This window comes from bacterium, from assembly GCA_009926305.1.
In the GTDB taxonomy this organism is placed as follows: Bacteria; Bdellovibrionota_C; UBA2361; order UBA2361; family RFPC01; genus RFPC01.
On the sequence record RFPC01000057.1, the window covers coordinates 1 to 15,210 of the forward strand.

General features: G+C 46.5%; 15 protein-coding genes. 6 read left to right on the forward strand and 9 right to left on the reverse strand.

The genetic code is table 11. The annotated features are described in order from the left end of the window. The coding region (argS, locus tag EBR25_09425; GenBank protein ID NBW41207.1) for an arginine--tRNA ligase at window positions 1-1,335 on the reverse strand (1,335 nt) is incomplete at its 3' end. 120 nt (window positions 1,336-1,455) lie between these two features. Then, window positions 1,456-1,914 (reverse strand): response regulator, encoded by a 459-nt coding sequence (locus EBR25_09430; protein NBW41208.1) that lies wholly within the window; start codon window positions 1,912-1,914, stop codon window positions 1,456-1,458. Between the two features lie 222 nt (window positions 1,915-2,136). Between EBR25_09430 and EBR25_09435 the strand changes: the two genes are divergently transcribed. Together EBR25_09435 and EBR25_09440 are read left to right on the forward strand one after the other, a co-directional pair. After that, window positions 2,137-3,177 carry a response regulator gene (locus EBR25_09435; GenBank protein NBW41209.1) on the forward strand — a complete coding sequence of 347 codons (1,041 nt, stop codon included), beginning with the start codon at window positions 2,137-2,139 and terminating at the stop codon, window positions 3,175-3,177. A 93-nt stretch (window positions 3,178-3,270) separates the two neighbouring features. Then, window positions 3,271-4,023 (forward strand): hypothetical protein, encoded by a 753-nt coding sequence (locus EBR25_09440; GenBank protein NBW41210.1) that lies wholly within the window; start codon window positions 3,271-3,273, stop codon window positions 4,021-4,023. 42 nt (window positions 4,024-4,065) lie between these two features. On the opposite strand, the gene EBR25_09445 is transcribed toward EBR25_09440, so the two are convergent. The 6 genes from EBR25_09445 to dprA all read right to left on the reverse strand — a co-directional run bounded on the left by EBR25_09445 (window position 4,066) and on the right by dprA (window position 8,528). Continuing rightward, on the reverse strand, window positions 4,066-5,337 hold the full coding sequence (locus EBR25_09445; GenBank protein ID NBW41211.1) for an aminotransferase class I/II-fold pyridoxal phosphate-dependent enzyme: 1,272 nt from the start codon (window positions 5,335-5,337) through the stop codon (window positions 4,066-4,068). A gap of 172 nt (window positions 5,338-5,509) precedes the next feature. Further along, window positions 5,510-5,944 (reverse strand): hypothetical protein, encoded by a 435-nt coding sequence (locus EBR25_09450; protein NBW41212.1) that lies wholly within the window; start codon window positions 5,942-5,944, stop codon window positions 5,510-5,512. A 136-nt stretch (window positions 5,945-6,080) separates the two neighbouring features. Continuing rightward, on the reverse strand, window positions 6,081-6,458 hold the full coding sequence (locus tag EBR25_09455; GenBank protein NBW41213.1) for a group 1 truncated hemoglobin: 378 nt from the start codon (window positions 6,456-6,458) through the stop codon (window positions 6,081-6,083). Window positions 6,459-6,633: 175 nt separating this feature from the next. Further along, on the reverse strand, window positions 6,634-7,080 hold the full coding sequence (locus EBR25_09460; GenBank protein ID NBW41214.1) for a DUF4399 domain-containing protein: 447 nt from the start codon (window positions 7,078-7,080) through the stop codon (window positions 6,634-6,636). A 12-nt stretch (window positions 7,081-7,092) separates the two neighbouring features. Beyond that, window positions 7,093-7,467 carry a CBS domain-containing protein gene (locus tag EBR25_09465; protein NBW41215.1) on the reverse strand — a complete coding sequence of 125 codons (375 nt, stop codon included), beginning with the start codon at window positions 7,465-7,467 and terminating at the stop codon, window positions 7,093-7,095. 17 nt (window positions 7,468-7,484) lie between these two features. Beyond that, window positions 7,485-8,528 (reverse strand): DNA-protecting protein DprA, encoded by a 1,044-nt coding sequence (gene dprA, locus EBR25_09470; GenBank protein ID NBW41216.1) that lies wholly within the window; start codon window positions 8,526-8,528, stop codon window positions 7,485-7,487. Window positions 8,529-8,697: 169 nt separating this feature from the next. Here dprA and EBR25_09475 point away from each other — a divergent pair, with 169 nt between their 5' ends. Further along, entirely contained in the window at window positions 8,698-10,494 is a 1,797-nt protein-coding gene (locus tag EBR25_09475; protein NBW41217.1) for a hypothetical protein, read from the forward strand. On the opposite strand, the gene EBR25_09480 is transcribed toward EBR25_09475, so the two are convergent. Continuing rightward, on the reverse strand, window positions 10,495-10,716 hold the full coding sequence (locus EBR25_09480) for a hypothetical protein (protein NBW41218.1): 222 nt from the start codon (window positions 10,714-10,716) through the stop codon (window positions 10,495-10,497). Window positions 10,717-10,868: 152 nt separating this feature from the next. Between EBR25_09480 and EBR25_09485 the strand changes: the two genes are divergently transcribed. The 3 genes from EBR25_09485 to EBR25_09495 all read left to right on the forward strand — a co-directional run. After that, window positions 10,869-12,026, forward strand: a complete 1,158-nt coding sequence (locus EBR25_09485) for a hypothetical protein (GenBank protein NBW41219.1) — start codon at window positions 10,869-10,871, stop codon at window positions 12,024-12,026. Between the two features lie 95 nt (window positions 12,027-12,121). After that, window positions 12,122-13,633 carry a pyruvate kinase gene (gene pyk / locus EBR25_09490; protein NBW41220.1) on the forward strand — a complete coding sequence of 504 codons (1,512 nt, stop codon included), beginning with the start codon at window positions 12,122-12,124 and terminating at the stop codon, window positions 13,631-13,633. Window positions 13,634-13,774: 141 nt separating this feature from the next. Beyond that, the coding region (locus tag EBR25_09495; protein NBW41221.1) for a hypothetical protein at window positions 13,775-15,210 on the forward strand (1,436 nt) is incomplete at its 3' end.

Consider the following 15,210-nt stretch of genomic DNA (forward strand, 5'->3'; position numbering starts at 1 on the left):
ACTCTTGTTGTTATCAAACTTCAGCATTCCATATTTGATCGCACCGTTTGCAATAATTCTCGCAATTTCCTTCTTCTTTTCACCAGACAACTCTTCATACCGACTTAAATACTTATCCTTGATTGTCGACTCCATGTTCTCAATCAAAGCCACGAGCGGAATAATATTCCCCTTTCGCGAACTCATCGCACCATCTGGCAACTCGACATACCCGTACGCAAGATGATAGCAGTCCTTCGCATGCTCATATCCTATTCGCTCAAGAACTTTGAATACTTGTTGGAAGTGAAAAGCTTGTCGTACGTCAACAACATAGATATTTCTCTCTATCCCAAACTCTTCAAACTTCCGCTTCGCCAAGAGAACATCTTTCGTCGAGTACAGCCCATTCCCATCAGATTTAATAAGAAGACAAAATCCAAGGCCATCTTCTGTGAGATCCATCCCGATGGCGCCGTCATCTTCGACAAGAAGCCCCTGGTTATACAACTCTCGAGCATACGCGAGACTTGGCTCATCGACCTCTGACTCGAAAAACCACCGATCAAAAGAGATATCGAGCCAGCTATAGGCTTTCTGCATGAGAGTAAGCGACCATTCTCGCGTCTCTTTCCAGAGTTCATAGTACTCACCATTTCTTGCGTGTAATTCCTTGAGAATCGCGGTGAGCTCTCTTCGATTCTCCTCTTCTTGATCAGTCCCCTTCTGGTCTTCCAATAGGTTATTCGCCGACGAGTACATGCGCCCTAGCCATGTTCCTCGGTCTTCATCAGGGGAAATTTCTGGCTGAAACTTCTTGAGGTACCACAAGCATTTTGCGACATGCGTGCCGACATCGCCCGGATACGTCGCAGAGACGACATCATGCCCAGCAGCAGAAAGGATCTTACAAACAGCATTCCCCAGACACGCAGTTCGCATATGCCCTACATGTAGCTCTTTATGAGTATTTGGCTGAGAATACTCCACCATACACCGCTGGAATGGCCCAGGAAGAGTTCCAGGAATCTGCTTCTCTGCAAGAAGACTCAGAATCCTCTCTCCCAAATATTTTGATGAGATAAAGAAGTTGAGATATGGACCCTTTTGCTCGATCCGAGAGAGGAGCTCACTTTGAGATAGTGCTGCCATAAGTTGAGCTGCTACCTCAACGGGCTTTTTCTTCAGATGCTTTGACAGGATAAAACATGGGAGCGCGTAATGACCCAGCGCCAGGCTCGGCGGCACTTCAAGTACACTCTCAACCTCATCTTCAGTGAGCGGTGCTATCCCGAATTCAGCACGTATCACCTGCAAGATGGCTGCTGCTAAGTCTTGCTTTACGAGATTGACCATTATGAATTGCCCTCAACCGAAACTGCGTTTTGAGCCAATACTATAGTATCTTTCTTTCAAGTTCTCCAGCCATTGAAAGCAGGTTATCGAGGCAGTTCCCCAGACATATCAAGACAGGGATTAAGCAGCTGGCTTATTCATACGCTTAGGCGCTTTGCCTTGAATAGTTCTCACTGTTCGCTCACCGTCACCCCGAGGCTCATTTTCTAATGCAGAATCAATCCAGCCGAAAAACCCTTCTATCTCAAAAGGCTTCTCAAAGAAGTATTCCGCACCCTCTTTAAGCATCTCCGTAACTCCGGTCTTATCGGTAAATCCGGACATGAGTACGGTTCGCTGAGTTGAATTGATTTTTCGAATCTCTCGAAAACACTGATGTCCGCTCATCTCTGGCATTTTCATATCGAGACACACCACATTTACCCGCCTTGAATTTTGTCTGTACCATCTCAACGCATCGCTTGCCTTCGTAAAACCATATGCTGTATATCCGAATAATCGCGCACACTTTCCAAGCACATCGATGATGACTTCTTCATCATCAATAAACAGAAGGATATTTTCCTTCGGCTTTTCCATGCCTCACTCCTTGACTCATTCCAATCCTTTGCTTCTCTTCCTCCCCTCTCATTCTACAAGTGTGACAAACATGAGGAATGACTTTCATCAAGTCTATGAACGACTATTCAGATTTTGAGCGATGGGACTTCACCGTTTTCTCCCTATGACTCTCATCAGATGCTGACCCCAAAAAGTAGCGAAAAATGAGAGGCGCTCTATTTATCAAGAGCATACTTATGAATGCATGTAAGCCATTTATCAAAGAGCGAATCTCTTATGACTGAAACAACAGGGATCAAAAACAAAAAAAAGCATAATAATGTGCTGCTATATGATGATACGGGAATATTGGATCAGGAAATCAAACGAGACTTAGAAGCACTTGGATTTGCAATCGCTGGAATTGCAAAAAACGGCGAAGAGGCTCTCGAAATCTCTCAGCAACACCATCCTGATATCTTCATCATGGATCTTCATAATAAGCGTAAAATAGAACACATCATTCCAGCTATAGAGAGTGGGGTAAAAAAGCAAAAAACTAAAAGTCCGAATCTGCTACTTGATACATCGCACCCATCGCTACAACAGTCTCTCTGGGCTCATTCTTTTTTTCTCAATGGAATAGTTGAAAACTCACTACCACTACTCCAATCTTCTATCGAAACGATTCATTCACTCATAGACTCGGAGCATATCCCACAGATAGAGGCTGGTGCCCTACGCAGAGTCCATCATCATCTCGAGACTCTCACAGAGCTTATAAATAGAGCTTCTCTCACCACCGACTGGATTGGATCTTCGTTTTCTTGGATAAAAGTATCCGAGCTCGTGAAAGAAGCTGCTGAGAGTTCTGCGAATACGCTTACCGACCATCAAGCAATTGAGATTTCAATGCATGAAAACGTACCGAACATCTTGGGAGATCAAGAACTCCTCAAACATGCACTTATGGAAATCCTTGACAATGCTCTTCGTTATTCCTCGCATACCACTAATCCAGTAACTTTCTCTGTGGAGCCCATAAAGACAACCGTTCGCAATGGGAAGTCCTCCTCAAAAAAACACATGGTCTGCTTTCGCGTTATAGACTCAGGGCCAGGAATCTCGAAAGAAGAACTTCCAAGATTACTTGCCCCCTTTCACTCCACAGAGGAAAATAGAATAGGACTAGGACTTTCAATAGCACTAGGCGTCGTCCATCACCATGGCGGATGGATGGAGTTCTATAGCGCTAATAATGGCGGCGCAGATATTCGGATTTTACTGCCCTGCTGTATCTAAATAGCTATCAATCGGCCCCATGACAATAAATTAAAAGTAGAAGGTACCGCTCCTGAAATCTTCAGAGTATACTCATGGACTGTGACACAGGAAATTTCACCACATCTTCATGACGAACATTCTCACGAGGCAATTGCTGCCAGATTAGACAGCGATCTCATTCATGGAGATCTGGGTGATGTCGTGCTGGGTGCAGTGGATGGAACAGTCACTACATTCGCAATCGTTTCAGGAATTGCTGGAACAGGTCTAGAAAGTGGCGTGCTGGTTGCGTTTATTTTAGGACTTTCAAATGTTCTGGCAGATGGCTTTAGCATGGGAGCGAGTAACTACTTAAAAGCTCGCTCTGACCAACAACTGATTGATAACTACCGAAGAATAGAAGAACACCATATCGATCACGTACCAGAGTATGAGCGTGAAGAAGTACGACAGATCTACTCTCGAAAAGGATTCTCAGGACAACTCTTAGAAGACATCGTTGCAACAATAACAAGTGACCGAGATCGGTGGGTGAATACTATGCTCACGGATGAATGGGGGCTACAACTCTCTCAGATTTCTCCACTGCGCTCAGGACTTCTCACCTTTGCTGCCTTTCTATTTGCAGGATTAATCCCGCTGGCACCGCTCCTGCTCGGGCTATACCCGAATTGGACGAATCACGATATCTTCCTGTTGAGCGCGGTGTTGACCTCTGGAGTGTTTCTCGTCACAGGAGCGCTTCGCGGCGTCGTGCTCCGAGTTTCCGTGTTAAGAAGTGCTTTCGAAACCCTGCTTGTGGGTGGTATTGCTGCCGCAATCGCCTACTTACTGGGAGTTCTTCTCAGTGGAATCCTTCTTTAGAAATATCACGTCATCAGTCAGGTTTCAGCTCCCTCATGGCACTTAATGCTCCAGCCAATCCAGTAATAGCTCGGGAAACTTCGTGATATTTGGGCAAGACTTTAAAAGCTTGGAAAGTGCTTCCTCGTCTGAGCTACAACCTGCCAATTGTTCCTGAGCTAATTTTCCATCGAAAGGCACGAAAGAAAAACGAGCAGTAAGCTCCTCTGCCGCTCGTCCAAATACAACTCCTGGAAGAGCGGCTATACCTGTCTCCATCAATAAGCGCTCCATCAGATCCTTGCTCCCGTGAATCCCTTTCTTTGACAGCCGCTCTCGATAATTCTCAAAGGATGGGAAAATATAGAAAGCTCCTTGTGGCTCGAAGAATCTGATTTCTGATGATGCAAACTGATCACAGATATACCGAGAAAGGAGACGCAAAATTCTTCTTGAAGAAGCTAAGTAGTCTGTCATTTCATCCCCTCTTTCAAATGCTTTTATCGCAGCCCACTGAATCGGGGCACTCGTAGAGGTATAGGTCTCGCTCGCTACTACGCACATAGCTTTTCGCAGCCAAAGCAGCCCTTCTGGAAAATTAAACGCTCCCAGACGCCATCCCCCAGCTCCACACCACTTACTGAGGCCTGAACTGACTATGGTTCCCCCTGGATAATATCGCGCAAGGGTATCATGATTACCCAGAAAATTGGTCTCTCCATAAATCTCATCAGCCAGCACAATGATCTCATACTTTTCAACCACCTCAGCTAGTGCTCGGAGCTCCTCCGAAGAGTACGTCTGACCCGTAGGATTAGAAGGATAATTCAAGATTAAAAGCCGAGGCATTCCAGGCTCAGCTCGACAACACTGCTCAAGCTCGGAAGCTTGCAATAGGAAACGATTCTCCTCTTTTGTCTCTAGGAAAGATACATGACGTCCAACAATTTGTGCCTGAGGCGCATACGATACCCAAGCAGGCGTTGGAATAAGAATATCGCCACTATAGACAAGCTGCAGAATAAAAATCAGCTCCTTTGATCCTGGAGCAATCATAATGCTCTCAGCCGAGCTCTCGATCTGCCATTGTTGATGAAAGTACTGAGCTACTCCTTTTCGAAGTTCATATAAACCATCAACTGGCAAATAGTCCTTCTCAAATGCCCGTGCTTTCAATTCATCAACGACAACATCTGGAACTGGAAATGGTGACTGTCCAAGACCGTATCGAAGAATCTCCCTTCCCTGTCTCACGAGCTCAGCCGAACGCCTATTAATTGCGAGCGTTGCAGACTCTGAGAGCCCATTCAAAGAAGCTGAGACTGACTTTTTCATAAAATACTACGGGAGAAGAAATAAAGCTCTCCTCTCCATATCAGTACCATCGTCGCCGAACTCATATTACTCAATGAATAGAACTCAAGAACTTCTCTACGAAACCAGGTGCGTTCATATCGCTATATCGATTTACACCACATTATCAGGGAATGTTAGGGAGTTATAGCCGCTAACGCTTGACGCACGGGGTGCCCGCTGCCGTGCGTACATCTTTGCATCCTGCTTTGCGCTCTTTTGCGGTACACCGACCTCCTCGAGAGAATCCCACTGGGCATTTATCCCGTACTGCGCTTTTCGCCGGCCTCTTCGTATTCTGCTGTTGCTTTTTAAACTTCTCCTTTTCGCGCATAAGTTTACGACGCTCTTTTTCCAGCGCTCTCCGCTCTTCTCGAAGGTCTTGTTGCTCCTGTCTCATCTTTTTGTGGCGGTGACGATGGTAATCACGAGAAAAGATTGGTCCGGTACACCTGCCTCCATAGTAAGGAGATCGACAAGATACCTCTTCGGGCCCGATAGGCTGCTGGCCTCCACACGAAGTGAACAGCGCGCTAACCACAAAAAGAAAGAGAAATAATAAAGATTTCTCTCTCAATTGTTGCCTCATCAACGGTATCATCGAGCCGCACATGCTCCATCTCCTTAAACACCTCGAGCGCCTAACTCTTGCTGTTTAGATAGCATACAGGAGTCAAAACAAAAAGAAGAAGGAACACGTGCTTTCGCGAACTCGGAAAGACGCACTACCTATTGAGCACATCAGCTCGAACGCTCTCAGCGACTGCACCTACTTGTTCAACAAGCTCTTTCGCAACGCCAAGCTCTAACAAAACTCCAGCAAGTTTTTCGACGATTACATTAAAATGTTCATCATCTAATCCGTGCTCAGAGACGACTCTCTCATGCGCCTTTCGCATATTCCGACCGTTGTAATGATTGGCTCCTCCAAAGGCAAATGTGAGGAACGCCTTCTGATGGCGGCGTTGCCGCTCCATGTCGATACCTTCGAAAAAATAATTAACTCGCGCATCCTCAAGCAGCTGATCGTAGAACTTATCCACCGCAAGCTCCACAGCATCCTTGCCACCCAGTTTCTCAAATAATGATCTTTCGCTTTCCATTATACTCTCCATGTCCACGTTTAAATAATACCACCCAGAGGAACGGCGGAAATTTAAGAAAACTTAAGCAACCAATCTCCAGTCACGCACGGATGAGAGTAAGAAAATATCGGATTTTTATTTCTTGAGTATCCTTCTCAAAATCATCGAGAGAGGAATGCGGTTGAAGCCAGACTTATTCTACCAGGATTGTAATTTTCTCCGAAATAATCGGAGGCGCATACGGAACATGCAAATGATCACCAAGGATCAACTGGAGTGTATGCTTACCCTTTGGCAAAGAGATACTTACCTCTGTCTGCCCCCCACCAAAGTGCCGAATATTTTCACTCGCAGGCATCGGTTGGTGAAGTGGCGGAACCGTATCAAGATCAATTAAAAGATGGTGATGACCTGCGGCAGGATGCTTCGTTCCCGCAGGAGCAACGCCAAAGCCCTTAAGCCCAAATTGAATATTAATCTCCCCAGAGACGGTCGCGCCATTACTCGGTGAAATAAAGTACAACTTTGCCTCCTCAGGCGCCGGCTGACTTGTAAACTGAGCAGATGCAGACACAGGAATAAGAAAAATAAGGAGGAACGTGGCTACACAAGCCAGATATCCGTGATTAGCTTCCTTCATCGTACTCCCCCCCTATCCTTTCGAAAAGTGCTTCACAAAGTCTCTCTCTGAAATAATTCCAATAATCTTCTCTTCTTCTACTATTGGAACCGCACCAATCGACTCTTTTAACATTAGTGCTGCTACCTCTTCGACTGGAAGATCTGGACCACATGTAACGACATTCGACTGCATCACTTCGCGTATTGGTACAAATTGACTTGCCGCTGCGTTACTTAAGTGCACTAAGAGATCTCGGACACTTACCATTCCAATCACACGCTCATTGTCATCGACGACCGGTACATGACGAATGTGTTTCATATCAGCAATCAGCTCAACTTGATTAAAACCATCATCAGGCCGAACCGTATATACTTCCTGCGTCATTAAATCTCGCGCTTTCATCCGTCTCTTTCCTTCTTCTAGTTCAGTTTGTAATACCCGCCTGGCAAACAGACTAAACTCCCAGTGCTCTCGAGTTCAAGTAATATCTCGGAGAGATCGCTCCGCGCAAGTTCATTCTGAAGATTCATAAGAGACAGGGCGCCTTGCTCTCGTAGGAGGTCGCAGACCTGTTCATGCACAGGCTCAACTCCCAAATCTGGTGGTGCCGCGATTTTGAGCTCGTGAGGCAAATCGCTAATTTCAGTAAGGAGTGTTGCCCCCTCGCGGAGCAGATCGTGATTTCCCTCAAATAATGGATTTCCAATAGGGCCAGGAATAGCGAAAACCTCTATCCCAAGATCTGCCGCCACTGAGGCTGTTGACCGCGCCCCACTCCGCTTTCCAGCCTGAACAATAATCAGCGCTTGACTCAGTGCTGCTACGATTCTGTTCCGCTGAAGAAAATGATGCCGTTGAATCTGAGTGCCGGGGAAAAACTCACTGATGAGAGCACCACCTGATTCTAAAATCGTCTGAGACAACTTCTCATGTGAACGAGGATATATGGTATCGAGCCCACACGGCATAACGGCAAGAGTCGGGCACTTATTACCCGTTGCAAAACGAAGTGCGGCCCAATGAGTTGCTGCATCTATTCCAAATGCCAGTCCACTAATGAATGTTACGTTATAGTGACTCAAAGTGGAGACAATTCGTTTTGTGAGGCTAATACCATCTTTATCGGCCCGACGAGATCCGACAATAGAGATCGGGTGTCCGAGCTCTTGAAAAACATCTCGACTTCCACGCACAAAAAGTACGAGTGGAGGATCAAACAGCCGCCCAAGTGAATCTGGATATTCAGGAGTTCCGAAAAGCACTACCGCTATTTGATTTCGAACACAGAACTCGAGCGCCTCCTCCTCTTTCGGAGTGGGGCTTCCGAGAGCTGTCATACACTGGGAAAAAATCGTATCCATATCCTCGCCAGCGTCTTGAGCTGCACGAATCAGCCTCCGCAGTCGACGCTGCTGCGGCAATGGTAGATTTGATATTTGTAGTATTTCCAGTGTATTAGCCACGAATCCTCCTCACGATCGCTCTCGATTCTCACTTCCCCTTCTGCTAATCGGAAAAACCACCAAAGTTGTTCGTCATTCCCGCCGATAATTTCCAGGGTAAGGCCTCAACCGCGGCAAACACGACTCGAGATCTGGCAATCATTCGGGGAAACGAAACGGAAAATACTCGATGGATGGTACGAACGAACAACTTCAACTGATTTTTCATGGCCCAAAAGATGAGTCAGTAGAAACGCTTCGAAAAGTAAAGGGGGCTTTCATCTCTGAACTTGGTCTATCAATCGATGAAGTCAAACAATACCTAGAAAGTACTCCGACTATTATCTTCTCCACGAAGGAGGCAGAAGAAGCACAACGTGTACTTCATATCCTTGAACACGCTGGAGCAGTTGTAGCGTTTGAGGAAGAAAATACTGAATGTACCCCTCATGAAGTCCAAAATGACATTGAGTTCACATTCGAGCTAGATGATATCAGTGAAGACACTACGCTGATCCCAGGAGAATCTGTGCCAGCGAAACCGACTCGAGTTTATACACTGGATTTTAACCCTGATATTGAGGACCAATCAGATGAGTCTCATCCGCTCCTCGGACTTGAGGCGGAGCATACTGAAGAGACAGACGATGTTATTTTGGAAACGAATCAGCTTGGCTTTACTGATGAGACCTTAGCAAATGATAGCCTCCGAGAGCCTCTTACGCCGCAAACAGAATCTGAAACGAACGAACCTATATCTCCTCTTTCATTTGATATCTCGTCTGAATCCGATGAGGAACAACCAGCCCCACCTCTTGAATCTGATCAGTGGCAGCTTGAAGAATCAATGTCGCTTTCGTTTGAAGCTGAAGAGTCCACTCAGCCGGAAGAAGACCGAGAGTCGACTTCAGAGCGGGAGCAGTCCCAGAACATCGGAGAGAGCTGGGACTTGAGCTTTGAGTCAGAGGAGGAACCTACTGTAGAGGAAAATTCCGAAGAGCAGCTCGCGCATGACACCTCCAGTAAGGGCACATCTCCGACTTCAGCGCCAATCGTTTCAGACTCCGAAGAAATGAAACGTGTCGTTTTTAATCTTGAAGAAAAAGAGGAGCCCTTAAACATCATTCAAGAAGTTCCTCACACTGATACGCCTGTCGTGGAGTCTGCAACATCAGATTCTATACCTACAGATACAAGCTCCATATCGGAAGTACTGCACCCGGAGGTGGAGGGTGATGAGGAAGAACTACCTCTTGGATCGCTCGGCAATGATCCACTACTCGCTTCTCTAAAAAGTGCAGATAATCAGACTTCCGCAAGAGCTCTAAGACGAAATATTTTTCTTACGGGCATAGGAATTGGAATTGTCCTTTGCCTCATGGCATTCAATGCATTCCTTTTCTGGGATCGACAGACCAGTAAACCAGAGGTTCCAGCATTCGTTGAAAATGCTCTTCGAGACGAAAAAGTTCAACCGTTACTCAGAGAGAGTCTTGAAAGCTCTGCAAGTCAGCCGCTAGAAACAGAGCTGATCAAAGGAAGTGCCAAAACTGCTTTTGGCACTATTTGGTTTGAGTTCAACGCTTTTGGCAATCAGTTAGAGAGTGGAGAATTTAGCTTTGCAGCGAAACAACCAAAGTCGCGTACGAAAGAAGAGGTTGCACGCGGCGTCTCTCCCCGACCGTGGCTACACAACACAGAGTTTACTATCTCTTCATTTTCTTCTCGTGAGAATGGAGAACTGGTCAGCGAAGGTCCCGTGAAGCTTTTCGTTCAACAAGGCACTGAGCGATTTCGGGAGCTTGGACACCTCTCAGTAGTTGTGAACTATGAAAGTGCTACGGGTACGATTCAAGGCACGATGTTTCTATCAAAGAATAAGCAACAAGACTTTTCTGATCAGGAGCTCTTTGTTTTTTCTGGGACGCGGAGTTCTGGCTTTTCCTTACTGGCCAAGATCCCATTTTCTACTACAGTAGCAAGATAATTATTGTTCTGTTCCTCGTCTCTCTACAGGACTGGACTTCTTATTAATCACCCCAGAGCGAATCTCTTCATATGTTACTCTTGACTCTTCATATCGAGTTTTAATGACCTGAAGTTCATCTTTTCGAGAAGACCAAGTGGCTCCATCAAGGCTGTATAAAGTAAGCTTACTATCATTGAACTCAACTATTTTCGTGAGATAATCCGTCTTGGATGCCGCCATAAGAAAAACCCCTATGCTGTAGTGTTCATAGAATTGAAACGTGTCTACGAGTTTTGATGAGAAAACTTGCTAAGAGGTTGCAACGAGTGGGGAGTTTCCCCCATACCAAGTTTGGCGTATGATTAAAGGAATCAGGATGTTAGGATGATAATATGTTGAAATCAGATGCCAATACCGAAACTCTACAATCTGCATGGAAAGAAATTGCGTGGCCCTCGCATGCTACTGAGCTCCATGTGCACCTAGGAGGTTCCGTTCCACTCTATCGACTTTGGGAGATTGCAATTACCCGAGGAATCCGAGGTTTGGGGGATGGATATGAAGACTTCATTGCTGCTCTGAAAAGAGATGAACAGAAGATCTCTTCGCTTGATGAATACTTAGAAATCTATGATCGAGTGGAGCTCATTCAGTCAGGGCCGGATGCAGTGCGCGAGAGTGTCATTATTGCAGTGCACCGAGCATATATGGATGGGGGTACGGTAACGACAGGACAAGGTGGTGAACCTACGTTAAACGAGCCACTCTTTACAGTGTCTCGTATAGAGCTTCGATTCAACCCGATGAAGAGAACAGGTGCGGTATTCTTAAAAGGCGAGCACGCAGGACTCTATGATGTTGACCGGGTCATCCGTGCTGCTGCGACTGCGATTGCGGACTGTCAACTTGGTTTCAAAAATAAAATACAAGGGGGACTCCTTTTCTGTTTCGGCAGAGATATGACGTATGAAGCGAATCGAATCTTAGCTGAGAAAGTGCGCGCTTGGTCTGAAACAGAGCCCATCATTCGAGGAATAGACCTTGCTGGTCCTGAGTCAGTGAATCCGCTTTCAGATCCTACGGAACTTAAAAAGATGCGGGAGATTTTTGATATTGCTGGCCCAGCACTCGGTCGGACAATTCATGTAGGAGAAACTCCACATGTTGATATCCAGACGTTCATAAAAACCATTGAAATGCTCGAGCCCCAGCGAGTAGCACACCCAATTGTCGCACTGAGAAGCTACCTCGAAGATGGGAATAAGGATGGTCTCACGGTAATGAAGGAAAGAGACATTGTCTGCGAGCTCTGCGTACACTCCAATATGCTGACTGGAGCTGTTGCCAGTCTTGAAGAGTATGGGAGGATCGTTGACGTTCTCGACGAGTTTCAGATCCCTTACACGTTCTCGACTGATGCACCGTCGCTACAAGTCACGACTCTTGCAAGCGAGCTCTACCACCTATTTATCAATAGAGGAATCACAGAGGAACAAATACTCCGCTCATTTGCAGTAGCAGAAAAGGCATCATTCTTGAATCAACCATAAGCCACCCCTTAGCCGATTCACTCTGTGCATTCTGCAAAAGCCCCGAGCAAAAGTTTTTCAGGATCTCTACCAGGGGCTTCTCGGCAAGACCGTTTATGTGTAGAGTCTTAAACATGAGTTACGAACCTGGGGAAGATATGGAAGAGATTTTAAGTTCACGAAGCGAGAGCTATAGTTATCGAAAGACAAAGATTATTGCGACGCTCGGACCTGCCAGTCGATCGCCTGAGAACCTCAGGGAATTGATCATATCTGGAGTCAATGTATTTCGCCTAAACTTCTCACATGGCTCTCATGAGGAACATTTAGAAACCCTCAAACGAGTGCGAGCGGTTTCCTCTGAATTAGGCATCCCCGTCGCTATTCTACAGGACCTCAGTGGACCAAAGATACGCATTACAGAGATACAAGATGACTATGCACCAGTGCGAGATGCAGACGAGATATTTTTAAAACATGCGAAAGGAGAGAAGAGTTCAGCGGGCACTCTTTTCATTGAGACTCTCAATCCAGTCGAATTCTTAAAACTGGGAGAACAAGTGCTTCTGGCAGATGGACTGCTCGAATTGCGCTGTGTCGAGATCCTGTCAGATAAAGTCCGTTGTGAAGTGAGTAAGGGTGGTCGCATCCGTTCTCGCGTGGGGATTGCCTTTCCCGATAGCGATATTGACCTTCCGGCTACGACTGATAAAGATTACCGAGACCTGGCATGGGGAATCCAACATGACGTCGATTATGTCGCTATCTCTTTTGTGAATACCGCAGAAGATATTATTCAGTTACGGGAAGAGATTACACGACAAGGTGGTCATTCAAAGCTGATTGCAAAAATTGAAAGAAAGTCAGCCCTACGAAATATCGAGGGGATACTGGAAGCGTGCGATGGTCTCATGGTAGCTCGCGGAGACCTGGGACTTGAGCTTCCATTAGAGAAAGTACCACGTGTGCAAAAAGCGCTGATTGAAAAAGCGAACTATCGGGGTATTCCCGTCATCGTTGCAACACAGATGCTGCACTCGATGGTCACATCGATCAGACCAACACGTGCCGAGGCGTCAGATATTGCGACAGCAGTTATGTCAGGGGCCGATGCGCTGATGCTCTCGGATGAGACTGCGATCGGAGAAAACCCGATTCTTGCCGTTAAAAATCTTGGGAAAATTGCCTTTGAAGCAGAACGAGAGTTTGACTTTAGTGAATACAAACTCAGGCTAAAAGAGGCGGACTCTGAGACGATTCCGGATGCTGTCAGTTATGCAGCATCTGCAGCGGCCATTAAGGTAAAAGCAAGCGCACTTGTTGCGTGTACCGAAACAGGGAGCTCTGCACGACTCATTGCAAAATACCGTCCGCAACAACCGCTCTTTGGTGCATCAAGCTCTGAGCGCACAATTCGGAGGATGTGCCTCTATTGGGGTGTTCGACCCGTTCACTTTCGACCTCCAGAGAGCCATGAGCGCGAGCTAGAAACCGCTCTCGAACAGGTGAAGGCTGTGGGCAACTTCTCAGATGGGGAACGAGCCGTCATCACATCTGGACTCAGGGTCAGAACCCCTGGCTCCACTAGCCTACTTCAAATTAGAAACTTTAAAGCGAACAACTCTTAAAAATAGAATGTTGTTCTATCTAAGCGGTGCTCTCTAATCTCAGGGTAGGAGATTTACTGCGGGTGGTTCACAATCTCTGTAGAACTTCTGGCCTCGCTGTCATCGAAATAGTGAGCCTAATGTAACGTGTGCCTACCGAGGATGATTGTGAACCGCCTACCGAATATACTCTTTGCCCTTCTCTTCTTCTCCTTTACCTGCACGGCTTCTCACCTGCTCGCCGATAATGCGAGTAAGGTAACCGTCTATGCGTTGTCAGGGAGCGCGTTCTACTTAGCAGAGGGAGCATCAAAGTCTGAGAGTCAGCAACTGAAAAAGAATCAAGAGCTCCCTCTGTCTGGAAAGATCACGGTGGATCGCAACTCGCGAGTAGGCCTTCGTTTTTCAGATGGGAGACTGATTAGACTGCGAGAAAACTCAGAACTTCTCCTCACTCCCGCAACCCAAAACGAAGAAGAGAACGTCAACCTCCTTTCGGGAGCACTGCATATTTTTAATCGCGTCAGTAAAGCTCGCTACACAGTGAAGACTCCAGAAGTTAGCGCTGCTATTCGAGGGACTGAGTTGGCACTCTCAACTTCAGGTGGCAATTCTACGCTTACGATCTTTGACGGTGAAGCACTTATTGATTCTCAAAAAGAGACCTTACGCGTTACCCAAGGCGAATCAGCTACGGTCTCTCAGAACGGCAAGGTCAGCAAAGTTGTTCTGACTCACCCAGTCAATCAGGTTCAGTGGGCTCTTTATTTTCCCGTCATTCTCTCGCAAGCGAACTATCAAGAGGCTCAGCAGAAAGGGCTTCGAGCTCTTACTCATACCTATGAGCATGCTCTTAACGGTGAATATCAAGATGCGCTGGCCCATCTTCAAAAGCCAAGCCTTTCCTCACAAGAAAACCTTCTAAAAAGCTCGCTCTTGCTCCTCACCGGTTCTCCAGAGAACGCTGAACAGATCTTGAACACACTGCTTTCACGAGCTCGCTTTTCTTCCGCGGCTGCTGCTCGACTTGGTCTGATCTCGCTTATCAAACAGGACATCTCTCAAGCAAAAGACTATTTACATCGCTCTCAGAGCAGTAAATCAGCTGGCGCTCTCGATGAAAACACTTTCCTCCTCGAGTCGCTCCTCCTGTCTCAGTCTGGCAAAGTTGAGGAAGCACTCGATGTGATAGAGCGGGCACTACAAGTCTTTCCACATGAGCCACTCTTTTTGGCTCGAAAGAGCGAGCTTTTATTAGGAACAGGAGACACCAAGCAAGCGCTTGCTACAGCTCTTGAAGCACATGCACTTCGTCCAGCTCATCCAATGATTGCCACCGTCCTTGGGTTTAGCTATCTCGCCAGGAGAAATCCTGAACAGGCAAAAAGTAGATTTGAATACGCCCTTAGTCGAAATGCGGAATTCCCTGAAGCGCATTTTGGTATGGCGCTATCTCTACTTGCAGAAGGCCAACTCCACGCTGGACGTGAAGAGCTAGAAAAAACAGTTCATCTCGATACTGCACGGAGTCTCTATCGGAGCTACCTTGGGAAGGCGTTTTTTGAAGAAGAGCAGGAAGATTCTGCTAGCAAAGAATT

Excerpts from the sequence above, each read along its gene's own strand:
- EBR25_09485 (NBW41219.1), top strand. The coding sequence starts at position 10,869 with ATGTTGAAATCAGATGCCAATACCGAAACTCTACAATCTGCATGGAAA.
- EBR25_09435 (NBW41209.1), top strand. The coding sequence starts at position 2,137 with ATGCATGTAAGCCATTTATCAAAGAGCGAATCTCTTATGACTGAAACA.
- EBR25_09455 (NBW41213.1), bottom strand. The coding sequence starts at position 6,458 with ATGGAAAGCGAAAGATCATTATTTGAGAAACTGGGTGGCAAGGATGCT.
- EBR25_09480 (NBW41218.1), bottom strand. The coding sequence starts at position 10,716 with ATGGCGGCATCCAAGACGGATTATCTCACGAAAATAGTTGAGTTCAAT.
- pyk (NBW41220.1), top strand. The coding sequence starts at position 12,122 with ATGTGTAGAGTCTTAAACATGAGTTACGAACCTGGGGAAGATATGGAA.
- EBR25_09450 (NBW41212.1), bottom strand. The coding sequence starts at position 5,944 with ATGAGGCAACAATTGAGAGAGAAATCTTTATTATTTCTCTTTCTTTTT.
- EBR25_09465 (NBW41215.1), bottom strand. The coding sequence starts at position 7,467 with ATGAAAGCGCGAGATTTAATGACGCAGGAAGTATATACGGTTCGGCCT.
- EBR25_09430 (NBW41208.1), bottom strand. The coding sequence starts at position 1,914 with ATGGAAAAGCCGAAGGAAAATATCCTTCTGTTTATTGATGATGAAGAA.
- EBR25_09475 (NBW41217.1), top strand. The coding sequence starts at position 8,698 with ATGGATGGTACGAACGAACAACTTCAACTGATTTTTCATGGCCCAAAA.
- EBR25_09445 (NBW41211.1), bottom strand. The coding sequence starts at position 5,337 with ATGAAAAAGTCAGTCTCAGCTTCTTTGAATGGGCTCTCAGAGTCTGCA.
- EBR25_09460 (NBW41214.1), bottom strand. The coding sequence starts at position 7,080 with ATGAAGGAAGCTAATCACGGATATCTGGCTTGTGTAGCCACGTTCCTC.